The organism is Microcoleus sp. AT3-D2 (genome assembly GCF_036705715.1).
Taxonomy (GTDB): Bacteria; Cyanobacteriota; Cyanobacteriia; order Cyanobacteriales; family Microcoleaceae; genus Microcoleus.
In genome coordinates this window covers 24,829-50,271 of sequence record NZ_JAUBVE010000018.1, presented here as the reverse complement: position 1 = coordinate 50,271, position 25,443 = coordinate 24,829, and the positions used below count along the sequence as shown (strand labels likewise).

The following is a 25,443-nucleotide window of genomic DNA, read 5'->3' as shown; positions in this document are numbered from 1 at the left end:
AAACTTGAAGCCAACTCTTGCTCTAAAATTGTCTCTAGGATTGCAGACTAATTAAAAAATTATGCGTGTTTTTCGTCAAATCATCGGAGTCGGAGTGGGCGCTGCAATTACTTTGGGCAACGCCGCACAGAGTGCTTCAGCACAGCCTCCGGCTCAGTCTCAGGACAGCTTGGCCCCTAGCAATCAGCTCGTCGAATTAGGGCCGAATGTTCGATCGACCTCGAACACAGCTGCAGAATCAGCATCACAGGCCGAACAGTCGATCGCCCTTAACCCTCAAACCTCCGAGTCTCAGCAGCAAGGGGGAGCGAAGATCGCATCAACTCCCGCAACCAAGCCCGAGCAAGCATCAAAGCCTCAACAGGCTGCTCCGGCTTCCCCATCAACTCTGTCTCAGGCCGATTCAACGCCTCTCAAAGGGTTGGAACCGACAGAGACTCAGCAGCCTTCCCCGATCCCTCCCAGCAATGTTCCTGTGCCGAGTTCCCCGGTACCCATTCTGCGGGGCACTCCGAACGAAAGTTTCCCCCCTCTCCCTCCGAGGGGCCTCTTAAACACCAAGCCTCCGGCTTCCCTGGAACCCAACCCGAATCCCCTGCAGTTTCCGACAAACCCGGAGGATGTCAGGATCGAGCAAACAGAGTCAATTACATTGCAGCAGGCGATCGACCTCGCCCGCCGCAACAGCCAAGTTTTGCAAATCGCCGGACAGCAAGTGGAACAAAGCAGAGCCGCTTTGCGCGAACAGCAAGCTGCTCTTTATCCAGACCTGAATTTTCAAATGGACGCCAGCCGTTCTGTGAGTGCCGGCGGAGAACTCGGAATCCGGGCTCGGCAGCGCCTGTTCAACTCTCGGGCTAACGGAACCGGGCAGCCCGCCGACCAAGCCGGCACAAATTTCGGCAACAACAGTCTCAACAGCACTTTGCAGTTGAACTATGACATCGATTTGTTCGGAAGGCGGCGCGCTAACATCCGCGCTGCAGAGGAACAATTGCGCCTTCGGGAACTGGATGTGGAACGCCAAGCCGAGCAACTCCGCTTCGACACTGCTGAGGCTTACTACACCTTGCAAAACGCGGACGGACAAGTTGCCATCCGCCAAGCTTCGGTCAGAAATGCCGAGCAAAGTTTGCGGGATGCCGAAGCCCTGGAACGGGCCGGGGTAGGAACCCGGTTTGCTGTGTTGCAGGCTCAGGCAAATTTGGCTAACGAACAGCAACAACTGTCAGTGGCCCGCCGCGATCAGCGAGTTGCCCAGCGGCGTCTGGCTGAGATTTTGAATATCAGCCAGTCGGCGAACTTGACGGCGGCTGATCCGGTAGAGCAAGCGGGCTCTTGGAGGCTGTCTTTGGAAGAGAGTATCGTGCAGGCTTTTAGGAATCGCCCCGAGTTGGAACAGCAGTTGGTGCAGAGGGATATCAGCAAGCAGCAGAGGCGATCGATTCAGGCGGGGCGTTTGCCTCAACTGAGTGTTGGGGGTAGTTACAACGTACTGGGACAAGACCCTGACGACCCCGCTCCGTTTATTCCTCGTGGGTGGGCCGATGGTTATTCGATCCGGGCGAGTCTGACTTGGAGTATCTTCGACGGGGGCGCGGCGAACGCCAGGGTGAAACAGCGGGATGCTGATATTACGATCGCCGAAAGTCGATTTGACCAACTCCGCAATCAGGTGCGCCGCGAAGTGGAACAAGCTTATTTTGGCTTAGAGTCGAATTTTGAGAATATCGAAACTTCGGAGGCGGGGGTTTTGCAGTCGAGGGAAGCTCTGCGTCTGGCGAGACTGCGGTTTCAAGCTGGTGTGGGTACTCAGACGGATGTGATTCAGGCGGAAACTGATTTGACTAGGGCTGAGAGAAACCGATTGTCTGCAATTATCAACTACAACCTGGGGCTTTCGTCTCTCCAGCGGGCTGTGAGCAATCTTCCGACTAATAACCTCTCGGATGCTCCTTGAGATTGAGTTGGGGCGATTCCCTACGGGAGAGCTACGCTTCAGGATCTTTAATCACAAAGGTAATTAGACATCGGGTATTAAACGTCCGACACATTAGTTAATATTTTGTAATAGAGTTCGATGTCAACTGCGTTAAGGAATCGGCAATGGCCAATATCAAGTTTGTGAAGGAAAATCAGGAAGTCATCGCAGCAGACGGGGCTAATTTGAGGCTCAAAGCTCTAGAAAACCGCATCGATTTGTACACATTTTCGGGAAAGATGATGAATTGCGGGGGCATTGGTCAATGCGGCACCTGCATTGTGGAAATTGTCGAGGGCAGTGAAAATCTGTCGCCCCGCACTGACTTTGAGAACCGCAAGCTCAAGAAAAAGCCCGAAAACTATCGGTTGGCTTGTCAAGCTATGGTCAATGGCCAGGTGAGCGTGAAGACTAAACCGTGACTTTCAGAAGGCAGAAGGCTAGAGATGCTCTAATGCAGAAGGAAAGAAAAATGCAGAATGCAATAATTGTGTGTTTTTTCCTATTTCACTGTATAATCACGCGTTTTGCCGGCCTAGGAAAAGAAACTTGGTTTCTAGGACAAATAAGAGATTGGGCAGCGAGGCATCCAGGCAGAAAGCGGGTTTAGAGGCTTGTCCGTCAGCTCTTCTTCTGTCTTCGAGTTTGCCTTTTGCCTTTGAGTGATATCCTAGTTGTGTGTGTTTTTCTATTTTCCGATAGAGGCGAGCGTCTTCATGGAAGTTAACGATTTAGGGTTTGTGGCAACCATTCTGTTTGTATTGGTTCCCAGTGTTTTTCTAATCATTCTGTACATTCAAACAGCTAGCCGTCAAGGTAGAAAAGATTAGCAACTGCTGCTATTTCTGTCAGGCGCAAGCTGCTTGCAAAAAAAAGCGCCAACAGCTTTTTGCTGAGGCGCTTTTTTTGTTAACTGTTGAGTGTTAGCTGCTAACTCTTAACGATGAGATTCTAGCCAACTGTGCGGGCTAGCAAGACGGGACAGTTGGCATAAACTCGCACGTAGTCTGATAGCGAATTTCCCAGGAGTCGATCGATATCCACAAAGTTTTTGGCAACATTGGGTCGCCGATCCGGGGAACCGATTACCAACAAGTCGGCATTCAAGTCGTCTGCAATCCGACAAATTTCTTCCCCTGGCTTGCCTGTAGCACTCACGCAGCGGTAGCTAACTCCCATTTGTTTCGCTAGTGCTACTGCCGGAGCTAATACGGGGTCTTTTTCAGCACTTGCTGTTAAATCTTCGCTGGCTTTTCCCGTCAAATCTTTGGTGACGTGTACTAAAATTATCTCTCCGCCGCTGACTTCTTTGACCAAAGATAGCGCCAGCTCTAATGACTGTTTGGCAGCTTCTGATTTGTCTACCGCCACCATGACGCGCTTGATTTTTTTGACGTAGATGTCGTCTTTTACTAACAACATCGGTCGGGATGTTAGCTGGAAAACGTACTGGCTGACTGAGTTTTCCAAAATCGATTGCAGCCGTCCGAGTCCGCGGGAACCCATAATTACTAAGTCGGATTGTTCTTCTTCTGCGACTTGGCAAACTGTGGTTTTCGGGTCTCCCTGTTTGAGCCGGGGGTTGACTTTGCTGGGATCTATTTTCAAAGACTGGACTGCTTGTGCTAAAATCTTTCCTCCTTCTTCCAATTTCTCGGCCATGCCATCGGAGGTTACTTGTGGCGGCACGACGTGCAAGACGGTGACAGAGGTTTGTTGCAAGGAAGGGATGTCCATCAACATATTAAACATCTCTTCGCACAAGCCGCGACCGGCTACGGCTACTAAAATTTTTTCTATCATGGTTTTGGCGGTAAAAACAGTTGAGTTTTCTTGTGCGACGTTAAACTAGGGCGTTGGTACTCTAGTTTCTTACAGTCAAGCATAAGCCTGAAGTTTGTCTTATGATTTGTAGAAATGTAGCGTTTTGGAACGATTTGTAAAGTGTTAGAGAACGATCGAACTCAACCAGAACTCGCACCGGCTGGTGCTATTCAAAATCGGCCCGGGATGGACTCTGAGGGCTGGTTTGAATATTTGGTGCGAGTGTACCCTCATCATACTGACTACAGCGGTGTGGTTTGGCATGGGACTTATATTGCTTGGATGGAGGAAGCTAGGGTCGAAAGTTTGCGCTCTCTTGGCATCGAGTATGCAGATTGGGTGGCGCAGGGTTTGGAATTGCCCGTGGTGGAACTTTCGCTGCGCTACCACCGGGCTGTACAAATGGGTCAATCTGTGGCAGTCAGAACGCGGATCGCTGCTACCGAGGGTGTGCGGCTGCTTTGGGATTACGAAATTCGATCGGCTGATACTCAGGAGTTATATGTGACAGCACAGGTAACTTTGGTTGGTGTCGATCGTGACAAGAACAAGATTATCCGGCAATTGCCGCCGGCGCTCAAGGAGGCTTTGACAAGGCTTTCTGTTAAACCTTCAACCTAAGCTGCTGTTAACTATAAAAAATAGTTGGTGCAGCCCCAGTAAGTAGAGTGCGTGACTTTTGAGTTATTCCCTTCGCCACCAAAATCTTCTTTGGTCACGCACCCTAGACAACTGCCTTTTGCCTTCATTGGAACTTTTAATAATGTCAAAAAAACTGGGATTGCCAGAGCCAAATATTGAACTTCAGCGCCATATTTTGGAAAAAACCGAGTTAAACTCTGCCTTAACAACTGAAGACCAAACTATTGTTTCGGGAAAGCAAGACGGTTTAAATAACGGTGAATTAGCTGACAGTCAAGGCAAAATTTGGGCGATCGTTTCGCTGTCTGCGGCGCTGCTAGCGGTGTCGCTGGCTGCGATTTTTATTAGGTTAAGCGAACGGGAAATCAGCCCGAATGCTACTGTTTTTAACCGTTTGTGGATAGCAACTGTAGTATTTGGAGTGTGGAATGGTGCTGATGCTGCGCGCCGCCGAATGTCTGGGGCCCAAGTTGAAGAGCGATCGAGCTACACTCTACGGGATGTGATGCTGTTAACAGCCGTAGGTGTGGTTTCTTCTGCTTCTTTGGGTTTCTGGGCCTGGTCACTGACTCAGACTAATGTCGCTAATTCTACTGTACTGCGAAACTTAACTCCTTTATTTACTACTTTGGGGGGATGGCTGCTGTTGGGGCGGCGCTTTGACAACAGGTTTTTGGTGGGACTGGCGGTGGCTTTGTCTGGCGCAATTGCGATCGGAATCGACGATTTGCAAACGGCGGGAGACACTCTTGTCGGCGACATTGCTGCTCTTTTATCGGCGATGTTTTATGCAGGAAATCTGCTGATTGCAGAACATTTGCGAACGAAGTTTCCGGCGACAACTATATTGATGTGGCGCTGTTTTATTGGTAGTATCTTGGTTTGGCCACTGGTTCTGCTGGCGGGCGATCGAGTTTTCCCTTATTCTTGGCAGGGATGGCTGGCTGTAATTGGTTTGGCGGTGATTTGTCAAGCTTTCGGCCAAGGACTGCTCATCCACAGTCTCGGTCGTTTGTCGTCGGGATTTGTCGCTCTTTTCCTGCTGCTAGAACCCGTGATTACTGCGATTATTGCCGGGGTGCTGTTTGCGGAAAGTTTGAGCTTGTTTAATTGGTTTGCTTTCTCCGTAGTTTTGGCGGGAATATATTTGGCAAAATCTAGCCGTTCGGCCGATAAAAAATAAAACACACAGGAAAAAATACTTAAATGATTCCAATATCAATTAACCTGAATCGCTGGCATTATGACTTTAGTTTGCTGCCTCAATATTTGGAGGTGCTGTTTGCTAAATTGCGAATTGCTGTGGTGTTCGGCGGCGACTGCGATCGCCCCGGCTCAGTGATTTACAAAACTCACAATCCCCGCTCTTGGAAGAGTTACGAAGTAGTCGCCCGCGAGATTGCTAAAGCCTTAGCAGAAATTGGCTTTCAGCAAGTCTTTGTCATGCCTGATGACATGAATTTGCCGGAACAACTCAAACAAAAAAATATCCATTTAGTGTGGCTGAATACTGGCGGAGTTCAGGGCTACAATCCTGTTTGTCACACTCCCGCATTGTTGGAAATGTTGGGAATGCCTTATGTCGGTCATAATCCTTTAAATAGTTCAACTTTAGATAACAAACACGCTTTTAAACGAGAACTGCAATCAGTCGGAATTAAAACCGCTCCCTTTATGACTTGGCATCCTTCTCAAGGGATTTTGGAGCCTAATTTGCATCAACGTTTTGCCATTGCTTTTGGTGACTATCAAGGGCCGTTTGTTGTTAAACCAGTATCCGGTCGCGCTTCGCTGTACGTTCATTTTGTAGACAAGATTGAGGGTTTGTCTCAGGCGGTTGCCGAAGTTCACCGAGACACTCACAATACTGCTTTAATTGAAAGGTTTTTGCCTGGACGAGAATTTTGTGTAGCGGTCTGTGGCTATGTTACTTATGCTAAAGGCAGATTTGATAAACATACAAAACCCTTTGCTTTTTCGACTGTGGAGCGGGTACTAGAGTCTGACGAACGTATCTTTACTTCTATGGATCAAAAAGCGATTACTACTGATCGAGGACGGTTGATGGGCGGTGAAGAACCTGAACTAAAACAAGAGTTAATTGAGTTAGCTCGAAAAATTTATTGGGAGTTTAGTTTGAACAGTTTGGTGCGGATTGATGTCCGAAGTGATGCTGATGGCTCGCTTTATGTTTTGGAAGCAAATCCCAAACCGGATCTGAAACATCCAGGGGAAAATGTGACGAGTTTGGTAGCTTTAGGTTTGGCGGAATACGGGATGAGTTATAACGATTTAATTTTTAGTTTATTGGCGGATAGGTTGGATTATTTGTTGACTCAGCATATCGAAATTATTCCTCATATTGTGGATTTGCTTCATTAATCGGACTTGGAGGGTGCGCTGCACCTTACCTGTAAACAAAAGAGATTTGTAAAGAAATATAAATTGTTGAGCCAAGTAAACACAGGCTGGCAAGTTGTGATAGCTTTGAGTAAGATAGCGATTTGTTGATATCCCTTTTGTGGCCAAGCATCAAAATAACTCAATTTATATTAATTAGATAAAACAAATGGAAGCATTACTTTTATTCATAGGATTTGGAGGCGGGGCATTAGTCTGCTGGCTAATTTTGAATAAGCGAAATTCACGCAATTTGGTGCGGATGCAGGGTTCGCAGGAGGCTATATCGAATTTGGCTGCTCAGTTGGATGCCCGAAATTCGGAATTGCGGCAAAAGGTGCAGAATGAAAATCAGCTAAATTCAGAATTGTCCCAGTTGCAAAGTCGGTTGGAAACTGTGACTCGCGAGCAAGAATTGTTAAAAAATCAAGTGTCGGAAATGGAAGAATTTTTGGCAGGAATTGCCCAAGATCGATCGCAAATTGATGCTCTGATTACTGATTTGCAGTTTCAGCTAGAAAATGCTCAACAAGCTGAGTCGCAGTTAGCAGAAGTGGCAGAACTTAAAGAGCAGTTAGAAGTTGCGGATCAGGAGCGATCGCAAATTAACGCTCAATTACTGGAAATGCAAGCAGAGTTAGAGGCGGTTGATGCAGAACGTTCTCAATTTCATGCTCTGCTGTCGGAATTTGAGAGTCAGTTGGAAACGGCTAGCCAAAGCAGATTGCAGGTACAGTACCAGTTGTCGGAAACTCAAATTAAGTTCGATCGCTCGATTCAAGAGCGGCAGCAACTTCAGTCTCAACTGTCGGGTTTGCAAACTCAACTGCAATTAGTCGAAGCAGAGCGATCGCAACTGCAATCCCAGTTAGAAACGGCTAACAGAGAGCGATCGTATCTTTACTCTCAAATCTCGGAATTTCAAAGTCAAATCGATACAGCTAATCAGGCTAAAAATCAACTGCAATCTCAAGTAGACGAATTAGAAAATCATTTAGAAACCGTCTATCAAGAACGTTTGCAGCTAAATTCGCAGCTATCAGAATTGCAAACCAACTCCTCAGCGGGCGAGCCAGAATCTCAAGAACCTGAAGTAGATCCAAATTGACGAGAAATCAAAGATAGGACAGAATTTCTCAGTACAAACTTTAAAATAGTTATGCCATTCGATATAATATTACTCCTAAATCCCTAACAATCGAGCTGGGTTTTCCTTCATCATTAAATCAATTTCAGGTTGAGAAATGCCTTCATCCCTCAACTTTTCAACAAATAATTTGTAACCTTCCGCAGGTAAAGGATCGGGTTCTCTTCCCAAATCCGTGCTGAGAACAAAATGCTCGGCTCCGATTAGTTTAATCGCTGCTGCCATCTGACTAATAGAAACTTGATGCCAGTTTTTGTGTCCGTCATCAGCGGCACTTTCTCCCATCAAATCGTTCACAAATGCGAGTTCTAAGAAAGCTCCGGCTGCGGCGGCTGTTTGCATATTTTCTAGGGATAAACCGGGTACATCTGCCATTGCGTGGGTAATCAGGATGTTCTTAATGTTGAGCAGGTTAGCTTCCCCGACAACTGCCATCACCTCTTCTGAGGAAATATGACCAGTTTCCAATACCAAATTCTCTTTTGCTACAATTTTCAACACCGCTGCTGTTTCCGGTAAAACCTTGCCATTTTCCGCAACTTTAATCCCAATTCCCGGCTTGTGAAAAACCTGCAAGTGATGCTCAGCATCAACCGTTGGCAGCCACACTACTTTACCGTATTTGCCGCCGATGTGGTGCATTGCGTCCACAGCGTCGGGATTAATTCCGCCTACCGAATGATTGAGAACCACTCCCCCGAAAACTTCGATTTCTGGTACTATTTTATTAACCAAAACTGCCCGCGCTGCTGTGCTGGCATAATGATTTTTCAATACAACAGCTTTCATCTTCGCCCTAGCAGCTAATTTCGCTACTTCAAAATCGTCTAATCTGCGGGGAATCACATCCGGAGAAGAATGAATGTGAAAGTCGATCGCACTTTCGATCGTACTCTTTGAGAAATTCACCATCGGCGAATATCCGACAGCATAAACTGGCAGACAAAACCAATAGCAAACTATCCAAACTAACGTAAAAAAAACAGCTTGCATTCATCCCCTCTTCCCTTCTCCCCTCTGCGTTCTCTGCGCCCTCTGCGGTTCATCCCCTCTTAATCCTCTCAAATAAAAGATTGAATCGCATTTGCTAAAGCTGCTGCATTCTCTTCGTGCATACCCAAAGAACCAGAAATAACTCGCGATTCAACACCCGGTAATTCCGTTAATGCTTCCATTTCAGCCTTTGATTTGGGCGGCGCATTTTCAGCAATTACAACCATCACAGGCACTGCTAATTGTTGAAAATTATCGGTAAATTCCGATCGCACTTTTGCCGGATCTAAACCACCAGTTACAAAGGCGGCGGAACCGTATCGAGCACCGGGTTTTTGCGTCACTTGCCATTTGCTTTGGATGAAATCCGGCGTGACTTTTGCAGCATCAACATAGACGTGGCGGCGGTACATCAAACTGAGGAATGACGGCGCAGTGTTGAGTTTGTATAGGAATTGTCCCAGTAAGGGCGATCGGACTAATTCTCTCACCATTCCATGCCACCCGCTTTGCTGTTTGCTCATCGTCGGCAAAGGCCCACGCCAAGTCGGCGCAGCTAATACAATCTTTGACCAAACATTGGGCTGGGATTGCGCTAATTGCATCACATAACCCGCAGCGTGACCGGCAGCCACTACAGCCACCGGACTCTTAAAAATTGACTCAACAAAATCCTTGAGAAATTGATGATATAATTGCGGTTGATAGTCGGTTCGCGGGCGATCGGATTCGCCAAAACCCGGCCAATCTAAGCTCACAACTTGAAATTGGGGAGCCAACAATTCTGCTAAAGGACGCATTTCTTCTCGCGTCGAAACCGTACTGAAAGCAGGCAGCAACAATACAGTATTTCCCTGTCCTCGGGTTTCGTAAATAACTTTAATTTGCGTTTCTTGCCACTTCCACAGATATTCTTGAACTGCGGCGGGATAGTTGCCAGAATTTGATTTTGTTAAATTTGTAGTTTGAGTCATGGCTGTTGATTCTTTCTGTTAATTTGTTTCAGCTTGCTTGCTCAATTCACAAGCAAGTGCCTTATTTTTCATCATTTGAAAGATGTTGTAAAATCCGTTAGCGCGAGAAGGTGTCAGACTCACATTCAATCCCGTGTCTTGAATAAAATCTGGGGTAATGGTGACAATTTCAGCAGGGGTTAATCCGCTCAAACCTTCCACCAGCAAGCCAACTAATCCTTTGACTAACTGAGCGTCTGAATCGCCTTGATACAAAACTTTTCCGTCTGCCAAATTTGCAGTAATATAAACTTGCGACACGCAGCCAGAAACTTTGTTTTCCGGCAGTTTGTCGCTTTCGGCAAATGCTGGGAGTCGCTTGGCATACCACAGCAGTTGTTCGTAGCGCTGTTTCGGATCGGAGTGTCGCTGAAAGCGCTGGACGATTTTAGCTAAGGCTGCGGGTAGCGTGGTGTTTGCAGACATGATTCACTCGTAACGGTTTACTTTGTTAATATTATACCTTCGATTGTAGCAGGTAAGGTCGATCGATTTGAGATTTGAGATTTGAGATTAGGACCTACGCATGAGATAGTAGGGACACGGCAATGCCGTGTCCTCATGGGTTTTTAAGACACGATCTTAAACTAAGCAACTGTTCAGGTGTTCTTTAATTTGAGCGGTATCTAAGTTTCGGCCGATGACTACCAGTTGATTGTTAGGTGCGGTAAACCATTCCGAAGCATCTAATTGGTATCTGGGGCCGCTGAGTTGAAAGATGTGTCTCATCGGACTGTCGTTAAACCAGAGAATTCCTTTTGCCCGAAATACATCGAAGGGCATTTTTTCGGTGAGAAATTCTTGAAATTTGTGGACATCAAAAGGTCGATCGCTCTCAAATGATAGTGAAATAAATCCGTCATTGTCTAAGTGATTGGAGTGATGTCCGTGATGGTGATGTTCGTGATGATGATCGGGTTCGTGATGGTGATGTTCGTGATGGTGGTGTTCGTGTTCGTGATGGTGTTCGTGTTTTTCCTCAGTTTCAAGACTGTTGAAAAGATCGGCTTGCGTTAAACCTACACCCAAAATTAAGGGTAGAGGAACTTCACCATATCGAGAGTGTAAAATCCTCGCTCCTTCCTTAACTGTGCGAATGTAAGATTCTAACTCTGCTACTTTTTCTTGAGGAGCTAGATCGGTTTTGTTCAGCAGCACAATATCTGCAAATGCCACTTGTTTTAAAGCTGCTTCGCTGTCAAAATGATCGGGAGTGAATGTTTCGCTATCGACTACGGTAAGTACAGAATCTAGATTGGTTAAATCCCGCAATTCGGTGCCGACAAATGTCAGGATAATCGGCAGCGGGTCTGCTACTCCAGTGGTTTCAATTACCATGCAGTCGATGCGTTCTTCTCGTTCTAAAACTCGGTAGACTGCATCGACTAAGCCTTCGTTAATAGTGCAACATATGCAACCGTTGCTGAGTTCTACCATGTCATCTTCTGTAGAAACAAGAAGCTGCAAATCGATGTTTATATCGCCAAATTCGTTAACTAAAACGGCTACTTTTAAGTCTTGGCGATTTTTGAGTATTTGATTGAGTAAAGTGGTTTTTCCACTGCCGAGAAATCCGGTAATTATAGTTACTGGCATCCCTCTTTTGCGAAGATTGGCTATTAAATCTGGGGTTTGTACGGTGAGATTAGTCATTGTTACTCATTGGTTAATTGTAGAGGCATTGCTGTTAATTTGCAAAGCAGATCGCACCTCATCGCTGAAAGCCCAGTGCGATCGCCTCTGCTAAGATACGGGCGATCAAGCCGATCGCGCGCGCTTTATGTGATAATCATTCTCATTGTACTGAAAATGCGGTTGGCGCGCAAGCTCTACAATTACAGAGCGGTGCAATATCTCCGATCGAGCGTTAATCTGAATAGGTTACTGTAGTTAACTAGCGCGATCTATCCACAAACAGGAGAATATATGGTATTTAGTAACTAGCCAGATTGTCTCTTAGGAGTTTGGGCGATCTCCCAGAAATAACTCTGCCAAAAGGCTATTTATCTAAAAGCAAAGCGGTATAATATATTGTGAAAAAAATCTGGCTAAAATATCGAGTTTTTCAGGCAGTTGTATTCTTAGGATTGGGTTTGCTGTTAACCATCGCTCTTTCGCTTTCTTTTGGTGCGGTACCCATGAGTTCAGCTCAATTGTGGCAAGCATTTCTGCACCGAGGTGATGCTGTCAATCAGACTATTTTATGGGAATTGCGTTTGCCCAGAGTGGCGGCAGCGCTGACGGTTGGTGCGGCTTTAGGAATGTCGGGGGCTTTGCTGCAAGGGTTACTCCGCAACGGTTTAGCAGATCCTTTTGTATTAGGAATTTCGGCAGGTGCAGGGTTAGTTGCGATTACCATGCTGACTTTGGGAATATTTCAAACTTGGGTGCCATTGGCGGCTTGGATAGGTGCTATTTTAACTTCGATGCTGGTCTACTTTTTAGGAAAAACTAAAACGGGGATTTCTGTGGAACGTTTGGTTTTAGCTGGTGTGGCGGTGAGTTCTCTTTTCGGGGCTATACAAACTACACTGTTGCTGTTAGCTGAAGACAGCCGTTTGCAAGCTGCTTTGAATTGGTTAATTGGCAGTTTGAATGGTCGCGGTTGGTCGGATTTGCAGGTTGCAGCACCTTATATTTTAACGGCTTTGCTGTTAGGATGTTTTTTGGGTCGATCGATAAATTTGCTGGCTTTGGGCGACGATTTAGCTGTTGGTTTGGGGGTTTCGCTGGTGCGATCGCGCTTATTGATTGGGGGTGTTGCTACTTTGCTAGCTGCGAGTGCTGTCAGCATCGGCGGATTGATTGGTTTTGTGGGATTGGTTGTGCCTCACGGGGTGCGTTTGTTGGTTGGTAATGATTATCGCTTTGTGTTGCCGCTGAGTGCGATCGGCGGTGCTTGGGTGTTGACTTTTGCTGATTTTTTGGCTCGTTTGGGTGCGGTAGAATTGCCTGTGGGTACGGTTACGGCTTTGTTGGGTTCTCCGCTGTTTGTTTGGCTGCTTTATCGGCGTTCTAGTTATTAGTTATTAGTCATTAGTCATTAGTCATCAGTCATTAGTTATTAGTCATCAGTCATTAGTTATTAGTAACCCATGCCCCATGCCCCATGCCCCATGCCCCATGCCCAATTACCCATTACCAAAATAGAATGAATTTAGAAATTCAAAATTTAACTGGTGGTTACGGCGAAGTTACGATCGCCCACAACATCACTTTATCTTTACAACCTGGTGAGTGGTTGAGTCTCATCGGTGCCAACGGTTCTGGTAAGTCTACTTTCTTGAAGTTAGTTAGTCGCATCCTAACTCCGCAGCAAGGAAGTGTGTTGCTTGACGGCAAAGCAATTCATACTCAACCTGCTGCTGTTGTCGCTCAAAAATTAGCAATTTTGCCGCAGCAGCAAACAGTGCCAGAAGGTTTGACGGTAAGGCAATTAGTTAGTTTGGGGCGTTCTCCTCACCAGGGGTGGTGGCAGTGGGAATTGAGCAAGGAAGATGCGGAAAAGGTGGAGGTTGCTATCAGTCAAACTGGAATTGAGGAATTTCGCGATCGCCCCGTCGAACAACTCTCAGGAGGCGAACGCCAGCGCGCTTTTCTCGCCTTAGCTTTGGCTCAAAATCCGCAAGTTTTGCTATTAGATGAACCTACTACTTATTTAGATATTTGCTATCAGTTGCAATTGTTAGAGTTGCTTAATCAACTAAATCTAAAACACAAATTGACGATTATTACGGTGCTACATGAAATTAATTTAGCTGCTAGGTACAGTTCGCGGATTGCTATGTTAAATAAAGGGGAACTTTTTTGTGTAGGAACTCCCGCACAAGTTTTAACTCCTGATAATTTAGCTAAGATTTTTGGCGTAGAAGCTATCATTTTAGAAACTTCTGTAGGCTTGCAGATTTGTGCGATCGCTCCTACTATTCACACTTAATACTTTTATAAAAAGTATAATGTGTCGCATTTAAATTGTATATTCAGGGCGGGCGGGACACCCCACAGGACTTGAATTTTTTTGGACATACAATTTAAATGCCGCAACAGCTTAACCTTGCCCTCGCACTAAGTTATCAATTTATTCATAATTATTTCTCTTAACTTATTCCCACAATCCGCTGTTCGATATGAGCGCCACAGGGTTTAAACTATTGCCTAGTAGTGATTCCAAAGGATCGAATAAAACTTAAGAGATACTTAAAACATCATAATTCAGGCAATAAGTGCGGTTTTTGATACAAAATCTACCGTAAACTATTGATATTTAAATCATTAAGCGCTAAAGTGCGATCGAACTTCCCGTCAATTCTGTCTCAACCTGGTCTAAACTCGCTATAACTTCCGCCTAAACTATGTACAAAACTTTTTTTTCTCGGATCGCTATCCTGTTGCTGAGTTTAGCGTTTACCGCTTGCTCCGCCGCCACTTCACCCCAAATTGAGCAATCAACTCCTGCTGGTTCGCCGCCAGTTAATCAACCACAAACAACTAACAGCGAATCAGCACAAAAAGTTGTAGCTTTAACACCTTTAACCGCCGATATTATCCATCAACTCGACAACACCAAACTTGTAGGAATTCCCGGCAGCGCATTAGTCAGCAGCAACTCCAAATTTACAGGGATTACCGCAGTCACTGCCGAACGCACCCCTCCTAATTTGGAAAAAATCATCGCATTGAAACCAGATTTGGTGGTAGGTGCATCGGGATTTCATGACCAAACAATGCAAAAATTGCAGCAGCTTGGAATTAAAACTTTACTCACTCAAATTGATAGCTGGACATCCCTAGAAGAGTTAACAACAACCTTAGCTAAATCCCTCAATGTTAATCCCGAACCTTTGTTAAAACGCTACCAAACATTTTTAACAGACATTCCGAATCAAAGCCCCGCCACTTTAGTTTTGGTAAGCAGAAAACCGATTTTATCGCCCAATCAAAACAGTTGGGCTGGAGATTTGCTGGGTAAGTTTAATGTGAAAAATGTCGCCGCCCAATTGCAAGGAGATAGCCCCATGCGAGGCTACGTGACCCTTTCAGCGGAAAAGATTTTAGAGGCTAATCCGGAAGTAATCATTATTGTCGATCGGGGAGAAGGAATTTTAGATGAATTTAAATCTGATTCATTTTGGAATCAACTAACAGCCACAAAAAATAATCGAGTTTACGTTTTTGACTACTACGGATTGGTAAACCCAGGTAGTATCGAAAAAATTGAGCAAGCAACTGCTCAACTTAGACAAGTTTTAGCTAAAAAGTAGAGACCCGATTTTGAGACATAAAAAATCTCTAGAAATCATGGAACAAATTGACTACAATTTCTCTAAAAGTGAGAAAGCTAAAGGCATTCCAAAGCCCGCAGCGATCGGAAACCTGGTTTTTGAGCCTGACTCCCAATGCTGTCCGATCGGCCTCAAGTTAGATCCAGAGGCGGCAAACCGCGCAACTGCCGCAGCGAGTTGATACACGCTTGGCAGTCGCAGCCAAACAGCGCCGCCGCCGCATCGCTTTCTTCTTCCGAAAAATCCAGCATCGCCACCCGTTCTTCACCCGGACGCTGCCAAGTAATTCTCGGCTTAGAAGCCACAGCAGCAGACTTGCCAGGAAGCCGCACGCAAGTCAGACGCTGAGTGTGGGGCGATCGCACGCATTGGGGCGAATCAGCCGATTGGCTTGGTGTTTCGCCAATTTGAGCGGGATTTGCGATCGCGCTCAAAGACATCAAAGATCCAAACAGCGTCGGACTTACAAGTAAAGTGAGGAGCAATCGATTCATTTGTCGTCCTTAAGAGCTTCAACGTACACAGTAGCCGATTATCTGTTGCAATTCAACAACGTTTTCGTCCGATATCAGTACGATTTGCCGTTATTAAGGCTTAAAAGTTGAATATTTACCGCCTAAACCTTCAACAATGATCCGCGTATTGGCAACCAGCATTTTCTGATAAGTATCACCTTCGCTCCCCATTTTAAGATTTGTTGCAATTTTAATAAGTTTAGCTCGCCAGTGATAACAAATTCATCCAAGGCGGGTAAACTGATTTCAGCAAGGGCAACTCGAAGCAGCGAACAAGTTTACCTCAAAAACCAGGTGGGGAGTGATGAGTACAGTTTTAGTGGTGGAAGATTCCCGCAGTCAGCGCGAGTGCATTTCACATCAGTTGAGATGCAGCGGATTGAATGTAATTCAGGCATCTGACGGTGTGGAAGCACTGGCTAGAATTGAGAAAAATTGCCCAGATTTAGTATTATTAGATGTCATAATGCCCCGCCTGGACGGTTACGGTGTTTGCCGTTTAATTAAAGCTAATCCCGAAACTCGGAATATACCAGTGGTATTTTTAACAGGCAAGGGACAGCAGTTAGCTTTATTTGCGAGGTTCCAAGGCGATCGCGCCGAGGCTTATGTTAGCAAACCTTGGCAGCCGAGGGAACTTTTGGCAACGATAAAAAAAGTTTTGCTCAATGCCAATATTAAGTTCGATCGAGCTTCAGCCGACGCTTGGACAGAATACGGAATTTTAAACTTAAGTACAGTCGAACTGTATCAAAGCCATGCCGATGCTTGGACAAAATACAGTTCCCAAATTATTAAATTGTACGATTCCAGCTTAGCAGCTTTCGAGCAAGCTTTGGCAATTGAACCGAGTCACTCGAATGCAAACAAGTATCGCAACCGAGTCCAGACAATCCGGGCAATTTTGATGAAAAAATTAGAGCAAACTAAACCTTGCAAAGTCTGCGATTATTATTACGGTAAGGATGGGATAAATTGTGCGGTGCATCCTGCTGGCCGCCCTCAAGAACTGTGTCGCGATTGGGAATTTAATTAAAATAAAATGAAAACAAATAACCGCGCTAACTTAGAAAAGCTGCTGCAAGAAAGAAACGAATATCCCGAAAGAATTGCTGAAATTGATGAAAAAATTAATGCCACTTTTCGCAAAAATTACGCCATTTTAGTAATGGATATGTCGGGATTTTCGCGCACGACAGTCCGCTACGGAATTATTCATTTTTTGGCAATGATTCACCGGATGCACGGAATTGTCAAACCGCTAATTTCCGAATACGGTGGCACTGTAGTTAAGGAGGAAGCAGACAATATTTTTGCAGTTTTTCCAGATGTAAAATCAGCGGTGGAAGCTGCGATCGACTCTTTGAAACACACGGCGGCTGTCAACACGACACTGCCCCCGGAAATGGATATTTACCTCTGCATTGGTATTGGCTGTGGCGATGTTTTGATGCTGGAAGGAGAGGATATGTACGGATCTGAATTTAATCTGGCATCAAAGCTGGGAGAGGATTTGGCGGAACGCGGAGAGATTTTGCTCACCTCAGCAGCCTTTGAAAAGTTGGAAGGTGACAAGGAAGACTGGGAAAAAGTGGAACTTTCGGTTTCAGGTTTGGAGTTGGTGGCATATAAACGGATACTGTCTGCTTAATTTATACATATCGGCGATTAAAATCGCATTTACACAAACTCTCGTCCGCCTGTACAGACTAAAAAATAAGTGGGATTTGGTATTAAATGATTGACGATCGCAAAAATTGGCAACTTATGAATTTAGCTGCCATTCAACAGCGGCTGGCTTGGCTGCAGCAACAGCCAGACAAAGTTATTTTTTGCAAAGAGTCTGGTGTTCACTATGTTGCAGTCACAAAAGAGCGATCGCACATTAAGCTATCTTTAGTAGAAAAAGTAAATCGGCAAACAGATTTACTGCAATCTCTTTTCGATTTCAACAATCCTTTACATCTAGTGTCTGAATATACTCAGGCGATGATGTTGGGTTTAGTGTGGCAAAGCCAACCTCAAAGAATCTATATGGCTGGATTTGGCGGCGGCAGAATTCCCTTAGTTTTGCACCACTATTTGCCGGAAACTGTTATAGAATGTGCGGATGTCGATCCGATCGCGATCGAAGCAGCTACACAGTGTTTTGGGGTGAAATTCGACGATCGGCTAACTGTAACAATTCAAGACGGCCGAGAGTATTTAGAGCAGCAAAAATCAGATACTCAGTACGATATCATCATGATCGACGTAGCTTTTGGCAACGGCTACTTTCCGCACCGCCTATCCACCAAAGAATTTTATCAAATCTGCGAAAAACACTTGTCAAGCGAGGGAGTTTTGCTAGCAAATCTGCTGCACAGAGATCAGTTTTATGCCGAAAAAATCACAACTTTTCAAAGTGTGTTTTCTCAGGTGTGCCTGTGTGTTGGCCAGGAAAGTAATAGCATTTTAATTGGTAGCAACAGCCCGATTTTGGAGAAAGATAAGATTGTTGCTAAGGCAAAATATTTGCAAGATAGCTATCAATTTTCCTTTCCATTAACAGACAGGGCGCTTGAGGTAAAAGTAGGTAGAGAATTGGCGGAGGCTGTACCTACTTTAGACAAAGCTCAAATTTTGCATGACGATTCGCCGCCCGCTGGTTATTTTGATTGCTGGTTATTCTGATAAGTGAGCAACGGCTCAAAAAACAGGATATCCTGAACCCCGCAGCAATTTAAGGGCTGCGAGTATCGAGCAGCGATTGCATTTTACATTATCCTTTCATACATTCAACCATCTGCTGTTCCAGCTTAGCCAACAATGTATCAACATCTGTTGCGGCTTCCTCAAAACAAACAGGAGGTTCAGGCTTAGGTTCAAAAAGAATCAACTTAATTTGACCTTCACCGATCGCCAAAATCGCCACTTCTGTCTCAGGTTTGTGAGCGTTCAACACACCTACAACTTCCTGAATATGACTTTTTACTTGACGATTCAACTCCTCAACCGCCTCTTTCTTACAATACACAAAACGCGCAGTTTCTGCAATATCAATTGCCAAAATTTCCTCGCTTTCTTCTCCCCTTTCCAAAAATAGTCCCCAAGCCAAAGCAGCCAATTCATGTTCATTAGCTTTCACAAATTTATCTAATTTGCGGCTCCAGCTATTTTCGTTGGGTTTGGACTCAGGGCTATCAAATAGAAACATTTTCTCTTCTTGTTTGTATAAACTAATATTTTACAGTCAGCAGTCAGTAGTCAGTTGGCAGTTAGCAGTTGGCCGTTGTCATTAGTTAGGATTCAAATTACCAACTATATCATCTCTGGTTGATTCGCGATCGGATAATTTTCGCTCTCGTGGGGGCTGGTTTTACCAACAATCTACCAGTCAAACTAATTATCTCATAAACCCGCCCCGCCCATATACTTATGATGCTACCAGACATGATATTACCAATTGCCAATTCCCAATTGCCAATTCCCAATTCCCAATTCCCAATTCCCAATTCCCAATTCCCAATTACCCAAAACCGCTGCGTTTCTATCTTATACCAGATTGCACGCGCCAGAGCGCCGCATAAATTCCGTCCTGTTCGATCAGTTGTTCGTGCTGCCCCGATTCTACCACCAGCCCCTCTTCCATGACACAAATGCAATCGGCATTGCGGACAGTAGAAAGACGGTGGGCGATCGCAATTGTAGTGCGATTCTTGGTAATTCGTTCGAGCGATCGCTGAATTGCCGCCTCAGTCTCGTTATCCACCGCTGAAGTAGCTTCGTCAAGAATCAAAATCGGCGGATTCTTCAAAACAGCCCTCGCAATTGCAATTCGCTGCCGCTGACCCCCCGACAATTTTTGACCGCGTTCCCCTACAATAGTGTTGTAACCGTCCGGCAATTGTACGATAAACTCGTGAGCCTCCGCAATTTTCGCAGCATTTACTATCTCTCGATTGTTAGTCTCAAAACTGCCGTAAGCAATATTTTCTGCCACCGTACCGTGAAATAAAAACACATCTTGACTCACCAATCCGATAGCTCTCCGCAAATCTTTTAAATTCAGGTTATTTAATTCTATACCGTCGAGATAAATATTGCCGTACTGTACCTCGTACAGCCTCAAAATTAGTTTCACCAGTGTACTTTTTCCCGAACCAGTAGCCCCAACAATCGCAGTAGTTTTTCCTGCCGGCAGAGTCAGGGAAAAATACTGCAAAATCGGCTTTCTTTGATTGTAAGAAAAAGTAACATTTTTAAATTCCAACTCACCCTTAATCGAACTAACTGGCCGCCGAATATCACCCGTGCGAATGGCGATCGGAGTATCCAACAAATTCATCACCCGATTAGTCGAAGCCATTGCGCGCTGGTATTGATCCAGAGTATCTCCCAGGCGAGTCAGCGGCCACAGCAACCGCTGGGTCAAAAACACCAAAACGCTGTAAGTTCCTACAGACAACCGACCCGCCACAACCTCCAAACCGCCTAGAAATAGCGTTGCAATAAACCCCAAGAAAATCACAACCCGAATCAGCGGAATAAAAGCTGCCGAAAGTACGATCGCCCGTCGGTTGCTTTGGCGGTAAGCTTGGCTTTGTGTTTCGATGCGCCGAATTTCATAATCTTCGGAAGTAAAGCTTTTAATAGTAGTAATTCCCGTCAAATTATTCGACAGTTGCCCGTTCAGAAAACTCACCTTTTCCCGCACATCAGCATAGAGAGGAGCGAGGCGATTTTGAAAGGCGATCGAACCCCAAATAATAAAAGGTATCGGCAGCATTGACAGCCCAGCAACACCAGGAGATGCAGCAAAAAAAGCCGCCCCAATCACAACAACAGTGGTAATTACCTGAATCACCTCATTAGCACCGTCGTCCAAAAAACGTTCCAGTTGATTGATATCATCATTGAGAATAGAAATCAAACCGCCAGTGCTGCGTTCTTCAAAATAAGCTAATTCTAATTCCTGCAAATGGCTGTAAGCTTCCAGACGCAAATCGTGTTCAATATCCTGAGCCAAATTGCGCCACAAATAATCATAGGCATATTCAAAAACAGATTCCAACGTCCAAACAATCAAACTCACAAAAGTAATAATTGCCAGTTGCCAAAAGACATCTTTTATGCCCCACTGAGCGAGGAGAGAATCTTGCTGTTTCACCACCACATCAACGGCAATACCGATTAATGCTGGCGGGGCTAAATCAAAGAATTTATTGAGTAGCGAACAGATACTTGCCAGCCAAGCTTTCAGGCGGTAGCGGCGCCCGTACTTCAGCAGCCGCTTTAGGGGATGGACAGGTTTTGATGGATTTGGTGATGCTTGAGAATCATTCATAGGGCATTGGGCATGGGAAATAGAGCCGAGAATTAGAAATTAGTAGGGTGATCGGCGCGCACCTTACTCTTGTTTAATTTTAAATTCTCAAAAGCCCCGTTCCTAGGCTTTAAACGTTAACACTGGCTTTATTTTAGCGACTACACCAACTATTTGCGTCTCAACTTGAACGTCAATTACTGGTTGAATTGGCTTGTAATTTTTGGATCACAATTTGTAATTCTGTCTCGCTTGTTGAGTCTGCTTCAGCTTTTGTTCCAGACTTTGCCAATTTTCCGCTTCGATATCGTTGATGAACTCGTCGAGACAGTCGCGGTAAATAGAGAGCGATCGCAATAATTCCTCTCGATTGTACTTTGCCACCATCACTCCCAGCTCGGGATTGCCACCGCCAACGCGGCTCGTGTCCCGAAAACCCGAACTCGCCAAATGTTGGGCTAAATTAACAATATCCCGATCGCCCTCACGATCGCACGCAGCAACCAGCGTCGCGCTCGCCATGAGCGGCAAATGAGAAATCCAAGCCACAGCTCGATCGTGTTCTTCCGGCTCACATCGGTAAACTTTAGCACCCAGCAACCGCGCAATTTCCTCAACCTTATCCACCGCAAGCGCCGGCGTTTGAGCCTGCGGCGTCACCACATAAGGCCTGCCCACAAACAAATCCGGCACCGCCGCCTCGATTCCGCTTTCAGCAGTCCCCGCCATCGGGTGTCCCCCCACAAAATTCGGCCACAGAGGAGACACAGCCTGCACTATGGGTGTTTTTACGGAACCGACATCGGTTACAATAGTATCAGGGGAAAGATAGGGCACTAACTCTCGGACGATCGGCTCGATCGACCCCAGCGGCGTGCAAATAAAAACCACATCGGCTGCTGCCATCAGAGACAGGTTTATGCTGGCTTCATTGACAACACCGCGAGCTTGCGCCCGATCGCAAGTCTGCTGCCGACTCGAAACCCCAAAAACATTAAACCCGCGCGATCGTAAATCCAGCCCGATCGAGCCACCAATTAAACCCAGTCCTACAATACCGATATTCATAGCAATAAAATGGGGATATTTGATACGGTGCCGCCCCCATGACAGTCGAGGAACTCCTGAAAAAATATGCCGCCGGAGAAAGAAACTTTGCCGGAATCAACCTGACTGAGGCCAACCTCAGCGGCGTCAACTTGAGCGGAGCCAACCTCAAGGGTGCGAATCTGAGTGTAGCAAACCTGAGCGGAGCCAACCTCAGCAAAACAAACCTCACAGGTGCCAAACTCAACATCGCCAGACTCAGCGGCGCCCATCTCGGCGGCGCCGACCTCACAGACGCCGACCTCAACGTCGCTTACCTAGTGCGAGTTGACCTCAAAAAAGCCACACTCACAGGAGCCAAACTGATCAGAGCCGAGCTCATTCGAGCCGAGCTCAGCGGAGCCAACCTGAGCGGAGCCAACCTCAGCGGCGCCACCCTCACCGAAGCCACCCTTCGAGGAGCCAACCTCGCTCAAGCCAACCTTCGAGGCGCTCACCTCAGCGGCGCGTGCTTGACAGAAGCCAACCTCGAACAAGCCAACCTGCAAGGAGCCGACCTTAGCCGCGCCGACCTCAGCGGCGCCGACTTGCGAGGCACAGAACTGAGACAAGCCAACCTCACTCAAGCCGTACTCAGCGGCGCCGACCTCAGCGGCGTCAATTTGCGCTGGGCCATTCTCAGCGGCTGCAATCTCCGCTGGGCCGACTTGAGCGAAGCCAAATTGAGCGGCGCCGACCTCAGCCGAGCCGACCTCTGCCACGCCAACTTGCTGAATGCCAGCTTAGTTCACGCCGACCTGTCAAATGCCTATCTGATCCGCGCCGACTGGATTGGAGCAGACTTAACCGGAGCCACCTTAACCGGAGCCAAACTTCACGCAGTTTCGCGGCTTGGCATCAAAACCGAAGGTATGACCTGCAAGTGGGTTGATCTCAGCCCCAACGGCGACCACAGCCAAATTTACTGGTTGAACTCGGGAGGAACTCACGAATTTTTTCATGAAACCTTACCCACAGTTCGGATTGTGATTGACTCGCCCTTAGACCAAGGCGCTCATTTTGCACTAGCTGCAACTTATTACCAAATTGCCCAACAATACCCGAGTTTAAGTCAGCCTCCCACCATAGAAGTCAGCTCCAGGCGCACCGTACTCGCGTTTAAAATGGACAGCGACGATAAATTATTTGCCACCGCTTACGTTGCCATCATTCCTTTTAACGACGCTGCCATAACTCAAAAAAACCTAATCGCTTTGATGAAAATGATTCAATCCCACGATGCAGGCAAACTTAACGTCAAAGAATCTAAACACGTCCAGTTATGCAGCAAAGCTCTCAACCAAGCTATCAGTAAAGTAGACCAAATAAAAATTTCCAGTTCTTTTCCAAAAATCGGCGAAAGTATCAATTTCTTTCAAATTCCCACACAGATGATCTTAATTAATTCCCGCGATCAAAGACTGAGCGTATATCACCACCCAGCCTTCGGCAAGCGCCTGATTAAAAAATACGATCCAAGTAACTCAACATCGGGTAAGTTAGCCGAAAGCACAAAATTGGCTCAAACTAATATCACTAGCATTTTGGATTTTATAAAAGGCTTCCACAATATAGATGTCTAAGCATATTGCATCAAGTTACAAAAAATGCTTATTCTAGTTTAAAGGTTGGCACAATAAAGCTTTGTTCTAGCTAAGACATCAGGGAAATTGAAAAGCATGGATGCCGAAGAACTCATCACCAAATATGCAGCAGGAGAAAGAGACTTTACTGCCATCCTCCTTTGCGAGGCAAATCTCAGCAGGATCGATCTCAGTGGGGCTAATTTCAGTGAGGCAATCTTGAGTCTCACCAACATGAGCGGCACCAATTTGTCAAACGCCAACATGAGAAAAGCCAAACTCAATGTTGCCAGACTCAGCGGTGCAAATCTCTACAAAGCCAACCTCAGCGGCGCTATCCTCAACGTGGCTAACTTGATTCGAGCCGACCTCAGCGAAGCCCAACTCGTCGAAGCTACAATGATCAGATCCGAACTGATCCGAGCCAACCTCAGCAGTGCAAACTTGAGCGGGGCAAACCTCAGCGAAGCAGATTTGAGAGAAGCAACCCTCAGAGAAGCTAATCTAGAGCAAGCCGACCTCAGCGGGGCTCACCTCAGAGGCGCTTTTCTAACAGCGGCCAACTTGGAACGGGCCAACTTGCACAGAGCCGACCTCAGCAGGGCAGACTTGCGAGGAGTCAACCTCTGCAATGCCGAACTCAGACAAGCTAATCTATCTCAGGCCAACCTTAGTGGCGCTGACTTGCGAGGCGCTAATCTCCGGTGGGCTGACCTCAGCGGGGCGAACCTGACAGGCGCTGACCTCGATGAAGCGAGATTGAGCGGGGCCAACTTGTACGGGGCAAATTTGAGCAATGTCAATCTGTTGAACGCTACTCTGGTACACGCAGATTTGACTCAAGCGAATTTGATTCACGCTGATTGGGTGGGCGCAGATTTGACGGGGGCGGCCCTGACGGGGGCAAAAATTTACGCGGTGTCTAGGTTTGATGTCAAAGCAGATGACATTACCTGCGATTGGGTTGACCTCAGTCCTAACGGCGATCGCAGCCACATTCAGCGCTTTACCCCAGAAGAATCTCAAAGGTTTTTCAATGCTACACCGCCGACCGTTCAAATTATTGTCGATCGACCCCTCGACCCGGATGCTAACTTTGTCCTTGCAGCTACCTACCGCCAAATTGCCCGTCAATACCCTGCTTTGAACCATCCTCCCAGTATCGAAGTTAATTCCAGACGCACAATCATATCATTTAAAATAGAACAGGACGAGCAACTATTTCCCATCGCTTTCGTGGCGATTATTCCCTTTAGTGATGCAGCATTTACTCAGAAAAATTTGATTACTCTGATCAAGATGATTCAACCCCAAAGTGGTAATAACCTGGGCGTCAGAGTCTCAAATATGGTAGTGCAATTAAACGTAGCCCTGACCAAAACAATGAGAAAAATAGGGGAAATGAAAATTCAGCCGATTCGCCTCGATCGCGAACCGATGTCAAGTTTTTTCCAATCGCCTACCCAAACTGTACTGGCCAACTCCAGCGCCGAAACTTTGATGATTCACTATCACCCAGATTTTGGCAGAAACTTGACAAATTTGCCCGGAGTCAACAAAACGTCTATCAGTCCTTCAATTAAAGCTCAAAGATTTACCACCCCGCCGCTCAATACGGTCATTGAGTTTGTCAAAAGCTTTTATCAGCTCGGTGAGTAAATACTATAAATTA

24 protein-coding genes are annotated in these 25,443 nt (G+C 46.1%); 15 read left to right on the top strand and 9 right to left on the bottom strand.

The window, feature by feature from the left end; genetic code table 11:
• The first annotated feature begins 61 nt into the window (after positions 1 to 61).
• The 3 genes from QUB44_RS10870 (at position 62) to psbM (ending at position 2,811) form a co-directional block, all read left to right on the top strand.
• On the top strand, positions 62 to 1,960 hold the full coding sequence (locus QUB44_RS10870; protein WP_333366598.1) for a TolC family protein: 1,899 nt from the start codon (positions 62 to 64) through the stop codon (positions 1,958 to 1,960).
• 146 nt (positions 1,961 to 2,106) lie between these two features.
• On the top strand, positions 2,107 to 2,403 hold the full coding sequence (locus tag QUB44_RS10865) for a 2Fe-2S iron-sulfur cluster-binding protein (RefSeq protein ID WP_333083505.1): 297 nt from the start codon (positions 2,107 to 2,109) through the stop codon (positions 2,401 to 2,403).
• Positions 2,404 to 2,697: 294 nt separating this feature from the next.
• Positions 2,698 to 2,811, top strand: a complete 114-nt coding sequence (gene psbM / locus QUB44_RS10860; RefSeq protein WP_015177760.1) for a photosystem II reaction center protein PsbM — start codon at positions 2,698 to 2,700, stop codon at positions 2,809 to 2,811.
• A 121-nt stretch (positions 2,812 to 2,932) separates the two neighbouring features.
• On the opposite strand, the gene QUB44_RS10855 is transcribed toward psbM, so the two are convergent.
• Positions 2,933 to 3,784: a universal stress protein gene (locus QUB44_RS10855; RefSeq protein WP_333164049.1), complete on the bottom strand. Its 852-nt coding sequence runs from the start codon at positions 3,782 to 3,784 to the stop codon at positions 2,933 to 2,935.
• Positions 3,785 to 3,925: 141 nt separating this feature from the next.
• On the opposite strand from QUB44_RS10855, the gene QUB44_RS10850 reads away from it, so the two are divergent.
• From QUB44_RS10850 to QUB44_RS10835, 4 genes are all read left to right on the top strand, one after another.
• Positions 3,926 to 4,426 carry a thioesterase family protein gene (locus QUB44_RS10850; protein ID WP_333134979.1) on the top strand — a complete coding sequence of 167 codons (501 nt, stop codon included), beginning with the start codon at positions 3,926 to 3,928 and terminating at the stop codon, positions 4,424 to 4,426.
• A gap of 142 nt (positions 4,427 to 4,568) precedes the next feature.
• Positions 4,569 to 5,630, top strand: a complete 1,062-nt coding sequence (locus tag QUB44_RS10845) for a DMT family transporter (protein WP_333366594.1) — start codon at positions 4,569 to 4,571, stop codon at positions 5,628 to 5,630.
• Between the two features lie 23 nt (positions 5,631 to 5,653).
• Entirely contained in the window at positions 5,654 to 6,829 is a 1,176-nt protein-coding gene (locus QUB44_RS10840) for a D-alanyl-alanine synthetase (RefSeq protein ID WP_333366591.1), read from the top strand.
• Positions 6,830 to 7,016: 187 nt separating this feature from the next.
• Positions 7,017 to 7,955 (top strand): hypothetical protein, encoded by a 939-nt coding sequence (locus QUB44_RS10835; protein ID WP_333366589.1) that lies wholly within the window; start codon positions 7,017 to 7,019, stop codon positions 7,953 to 7,955.
• Positions 7,956 to 8,030: 75 nt separating this feature from the next.
• Here the strand turns inward: QUB44_RS10835 and QUB44_RS10830 are convergent, their stop codons facing one another.
• The 4 genes from QUB44_RS10830 to QUB44_RS10815 form a co-directional block, all read right to left on the bottom strand.
• Positions 8,031 to 8,987 (bottom strand): DUF6282 family protein, encoded by a 957-nt coding sequence (locus QUB44_RS10830; protein ID WP_333366586.1) that lies wholly within the window; start codon positions 8,985 to 8,987, stop codon positions 8,031 to 8,033.
• A 68-nt stretch (positions 8,988 to 9,055) separates the two neighbouring features.
• A complete protein-coding gene (locus tag QUB44_RS10825; RefSeq protein WP_333366583.1) occupies positions 9,056 to 9,961 on the bottom strand; it encodes an alpha/beta fold hydrolase in 906 nt (301 codons plus the stop codon).
• A gap of 18 nt (positions 9,962 to 9,979) precedes the next feature.
• The gene (locus QUB44_RS10820; RefSeq protein WP_333366580.1) at positions 9,980 to 10,426 is read right to left on the bottom strand and encodes a SufE family protein; all 447 of its coding nucleotides are present in this window, start codon (positions 10,424 to 10,426) and stop codon (positions 9,980 to 9,982) included.
• A 156-nt stretch (positions 10,427 to 10,582) separates the two neighbouring features.
• Entirely contained in the window at positions 10,583 to 11,653 is a 1,071-nt protein-coding gene (locus QUB44_RS10815; protein ID WP_333366577.1) for a GTP-binding protein, read from the bottom strand.
• A gap of 380 nt (positions 11,654 to 12,033) precedes the next feature.
• Between QUB44_RS10815 and QUB44_RS10810 the strand changes: the two genes are divergently transcribed.
• The 3 genes from QUB44_RS10810 (at position 12,034) to QUB44_RS10800 (ending at position 15,261) form a co-directional block, all read left to right on the top strand.
• Entirely contained in the window at positions 12,034 to 13,026 is a 993-nt protein-coding gene (locus QUB44_RS10810) for an iron ABC transporter permease (RefSeq protein ID WP_333366574.1), read from the top strand.
• Positions 13,027 to 13,151: 125 nt separating this feature from the next.
• A complete protein-coding gene (locus QUB44_RS10805; RefSeq protein WP_333366571.1) occupies positions 13,152 to 13,937 on the top strand; it encodes an ABC transporter ATP-binding protein in 786 nt (261 codons plus the stop codon).
• 415 nt (positions 13,938 to 14,352) lie between these two features.
• Entirely contained in the window at positions 14,353 to 15,261 is a 909-nt protein-coding gene (locus tag QUB44_RS10800) for an ABC transporter substrate-binding protein (protein WP_333366568.1), read from the top strand.
• A 152-nt stretch (positions 15,262 to 15,413) separates the two neighbouring features.
• Here the strand turns inward: QUB44_RS10800 and QUB44_RS10795 are convergent, their stop codons facing one another.
• The gene (locus tag QUB44_RS10795; RefSeq protein ID WP_333144108.1) at positions 15,414 to 15,776 is read right to left on the bottom strand and encodes a hypothetical protein; all 363 of its coding nucleotides are present in this window, start codon (positions 15,774 to 15,776) and stop codon (positions 15,414 to 15,416) included.
• 325 nt (positions 15,777 to 16,101) lie between these two features.
• Between QUB44_RS10795 and QUB44_RS10790 the strand changes: the two genes are divergently transcribed.
• The 3 genes from QUB44_RS10790 (at position 16,102) to QUB44_RS10780 (ending at position 18,470) form a co-directional block, all read left to right on the top strand.
• Positions 16,102 to 16,833, top strand: a complete 732-nt coding sequence (locus QUB44_RS10790) for a response regulator (protein WP_333366565.1) — start codon at positions 16,102 to 16,104, stop codon at positions 16,831 to 16,833.
• 6 nt (positions 16,834 to 16,839) lie between these two features.
• Positions 16,840 to 17,448, top strand: coding sequence for an adenylate/guanylate cyclase domain-containing protein (locus QUB44_RS10785; RefSeq protein ID WP_333366562.1), 609 nt, complete (start codon positions 16,840 to 16,842; stop codon positions 17,446 to 17,448).
• A gap of 86 nt (positions 17,449 to 17,534) precedes the next feature.
• Positions 17,535 to 18,470, top strand: a complete 936-nt coding sequence (locus tag QUB44_RS10780) for a fused MFS/spermidine synthase (protein WP_333366558.1) — start codon at positions 17,535 to 17,537, stop codon at positions 18,468 to 18,470.
• An 88-nt stretch (positions 18,471 to 18,558) separates the two neighbouring features.
• Here the strand turns inward: QUB44_RS10780 and ccmS are convergent, their stop codons facing one another.
• The 3 genes from ccmS to QUB44_RS10765 form a co-directional block, all read right to left on the bottom strand.
• On the bottom strand, positions 18,559 to 18,993 hold the full coding sequence (gene ccmS / locus QUB44_RS10775) for a beta-carboxysome assembly chaperone CcmS (protein WP_333366555.1): 435 nt from the start codon (positions 18,991 to 18,993) through the stop codon (positions 18,559 to 18,561).
• A 333-nt stretch (positions 18,994 to 19,326) separates the two neighbouring features.
• On the bottom strand, positions 19,327 to 21,123 hold the full coding sequence (locus tag QUB44_RS10770; protein WP_333366552.1) for an ABC transporter ATP-binding protein: 1,797 nt from the start codon (positions 21,121 to 21,123) through the stop codon (positions 19,327 to 19,329).
• A gap of 207 nt (positions 21,124 to 21,330) precedes the next feature.
• The gene (locus QUB44_RS10765; protein ID WP_333366549.1) at positions 21,331 to 22,170 is read right to left on the bottom strand and encodes a prephenate/arogenate dehydrogenase; all 840 of its coding nucleotides are present in this window, start codon (positions 22,168 to 22,170) and stop codon (positions 21,331 to 21,333) included.
• A gap of 38 nt (positions 22,171 to 22,208) precedes the next feature.
• Between QUB44_RS10765 and QUB44_RS10760 the strand changes: the two genes are divergently transcribed.
• Together QUB44_RS10760 and QUB44_RS10755 are read left to right on the top strand one after the other, a co-directional pair.
• Positions 22,209 to 23,771 carry a pentapeptide repeat-containing protein gene (locus QUB44_RS10760; protein ID WP_333366547.1) on the top strand — a complete coding sequence of 521 codons (1,563 nt, stop codon included), beginning with the start codon at positions 22,209 to 22,211 and terminating at the stop codon, positions 23,769 to 23,771.
• A gap of 96 nt (positions 23,772 to 23,867) precedes the next feature.
• Entirely contained in the window at positions 23,868 to 25,430 is a 1,563-nt protein-coding gene (locus tag QUB44_RS10755; protein ID WP_333366544.1) for a pentapeptide repeat-containing protein, read from the top strand.
• Positions 25,431 to 25,443: the final 13 nt, after the last annotated feature.

Coding starts and splice junctions, on each gene's coding strand:
- QUB44_RS10830 (WP_333366586.1), bottom strand. CDS start 8,987: ATGCAAGCTGTTTTTTTTACGTTAGTTTGGATAGTTTGCTATTGGTTT.
- QUB44_RS10785 (WP_333366562.1), top strand. CDS start 16,840: ATGAAAACAAATAACCGCGCTAACTTAGAAAAGCTGCTGCAAGAAAGA.
- QUB44_RS10840 (WP_333366591.1), top strand. CDS start 5,654: ATGATTCCAATATCAATTAACCTGAATCGCTGGCATTATGACTTTAGT.
- QUB44_RS10755 (WP_333366544.1), top strand. CDS start 23,868: ATGGATGCCGAAGAACTCATCACCAAATATGCAGCAGGAGAAAGAGAC.
- QUB44_RS10760 (WP_333366547.1), top strand. CDS start 22,209: ATGACAGTCGAGGAACTCCTGAAAAAATATGCCGCCGGAGAAAGAAAC.
- QUB44_RS10835 (WP_333366589.1), top strand. CDS start 7,017: ATGGAAGCATTACTTTTATTCATAGGATTTGGAGGCGGGGCATTAGTC.
- QUB44_RS10790 (WP_333366565.1), top strand. CDS start 16,102: ATGAGTACAGTTTTAGTGGTGGAAGATTCCCGCAGTCAGCGCGAGTGC.
- psbM (WP_015177760.1), top strand. CDS start 2,698: ATGGAAGTTAACGATTTAGGGTTTGTGGCAACCATTCTGTTTGTATTG.
- QUB44_RS10870 (WP_333366598.1), top strand. CDS start 62: ATGCGTGTTTTTCGTCAAATCATCGGAGTCGGAGTGGGCGCTGCAATT.
- ccmS (WP_333366555.1), bottom strand. CDS start 18,993: ATGTTTCTATTTGATAGCCCTGAGTCCAAACCCAACGAAAATAGCTGG.
- QUB44_RS10780 (WP_333366558.1), top strand. CDS start 17,535: ATGATTGACGATCGCAAAAATTGGCAACTTATGAATTTAGCTGCCATT.
- QUB44_RS10855 (WP_333164049.1), bottom strand. CDS start 3,784: ATGATAGAAAAAATTTTAGTAGCCGTAGCCGGTCGCGGCTTGTGCGAA.
- QUB44_RS10820 (WP_333366580.1), bottom strand. CDS start 10,426: ATGTCTGCAAACACCACGCTACCCGCAGCCTTAGCTAAAATCGTCCAG.
- QUB44_RS10845 (WP_333366594.1), top strand. CDS start 4,569: ATGTCAAAAAAACTGGGATTGCCAGAGCCAAATATTGAACTTCAGCGC.
- QUB44_RS10815 (WP_333366577.1), bottom strand. CDS start 11,653: ATGACTAATCTCACCGTACAAACCCCAGATTTAATAGCCAATCTTCGC.
- QUB44_RS10825 (WP_333366583.1), bottom strand. CDS start 9,961: ATGACTCAAACTACAAATTTAACAAAATCAAATTCTGGCAACTATCCC.
- QUB44_RS10795 (WP_333144108.1), bottom strand. CDS start 15,776: ATGAATCGATTGCTCCTCACTTTACTTGTAAGTCCGACGCTGTTTGGA.
- QUB44_RS10865 (WP_333083505.1), top strand. CDS start 2,107: ATGGCCAATATCAAGTTTGTGAAGGAAAATCAGGAAGTCATCGCAGCA.
- QUB44_RS10770 (WP_333366552.1), bottom strand. CDS start 21,123: ATGAATGATTCTCAAGCATCACCAAATCCATCAAAACCTGTCCATCCC.
- QUB44_RS10805 (WP_333366571.1), top strand. CDS start 13,152: ATGAATTTAGAAATTCAAAATTTAACTGGTGGTTACGGCGAAGTTACG.
- QUB44_RS10765 (WP_333366549.1), bottom strand. CDS start 22,170: ATGAATATCGGTATTGTAGGACTGGGTTTAATTGGTGGCTCGATCGGG.
- QUB44_RS10800 (WP_333366568.1), top strand. CDS start 14,353: ATGTACAAAACTTTTTTTTCTCGGATCGCTATCCTGTTGCTGAGTTTA.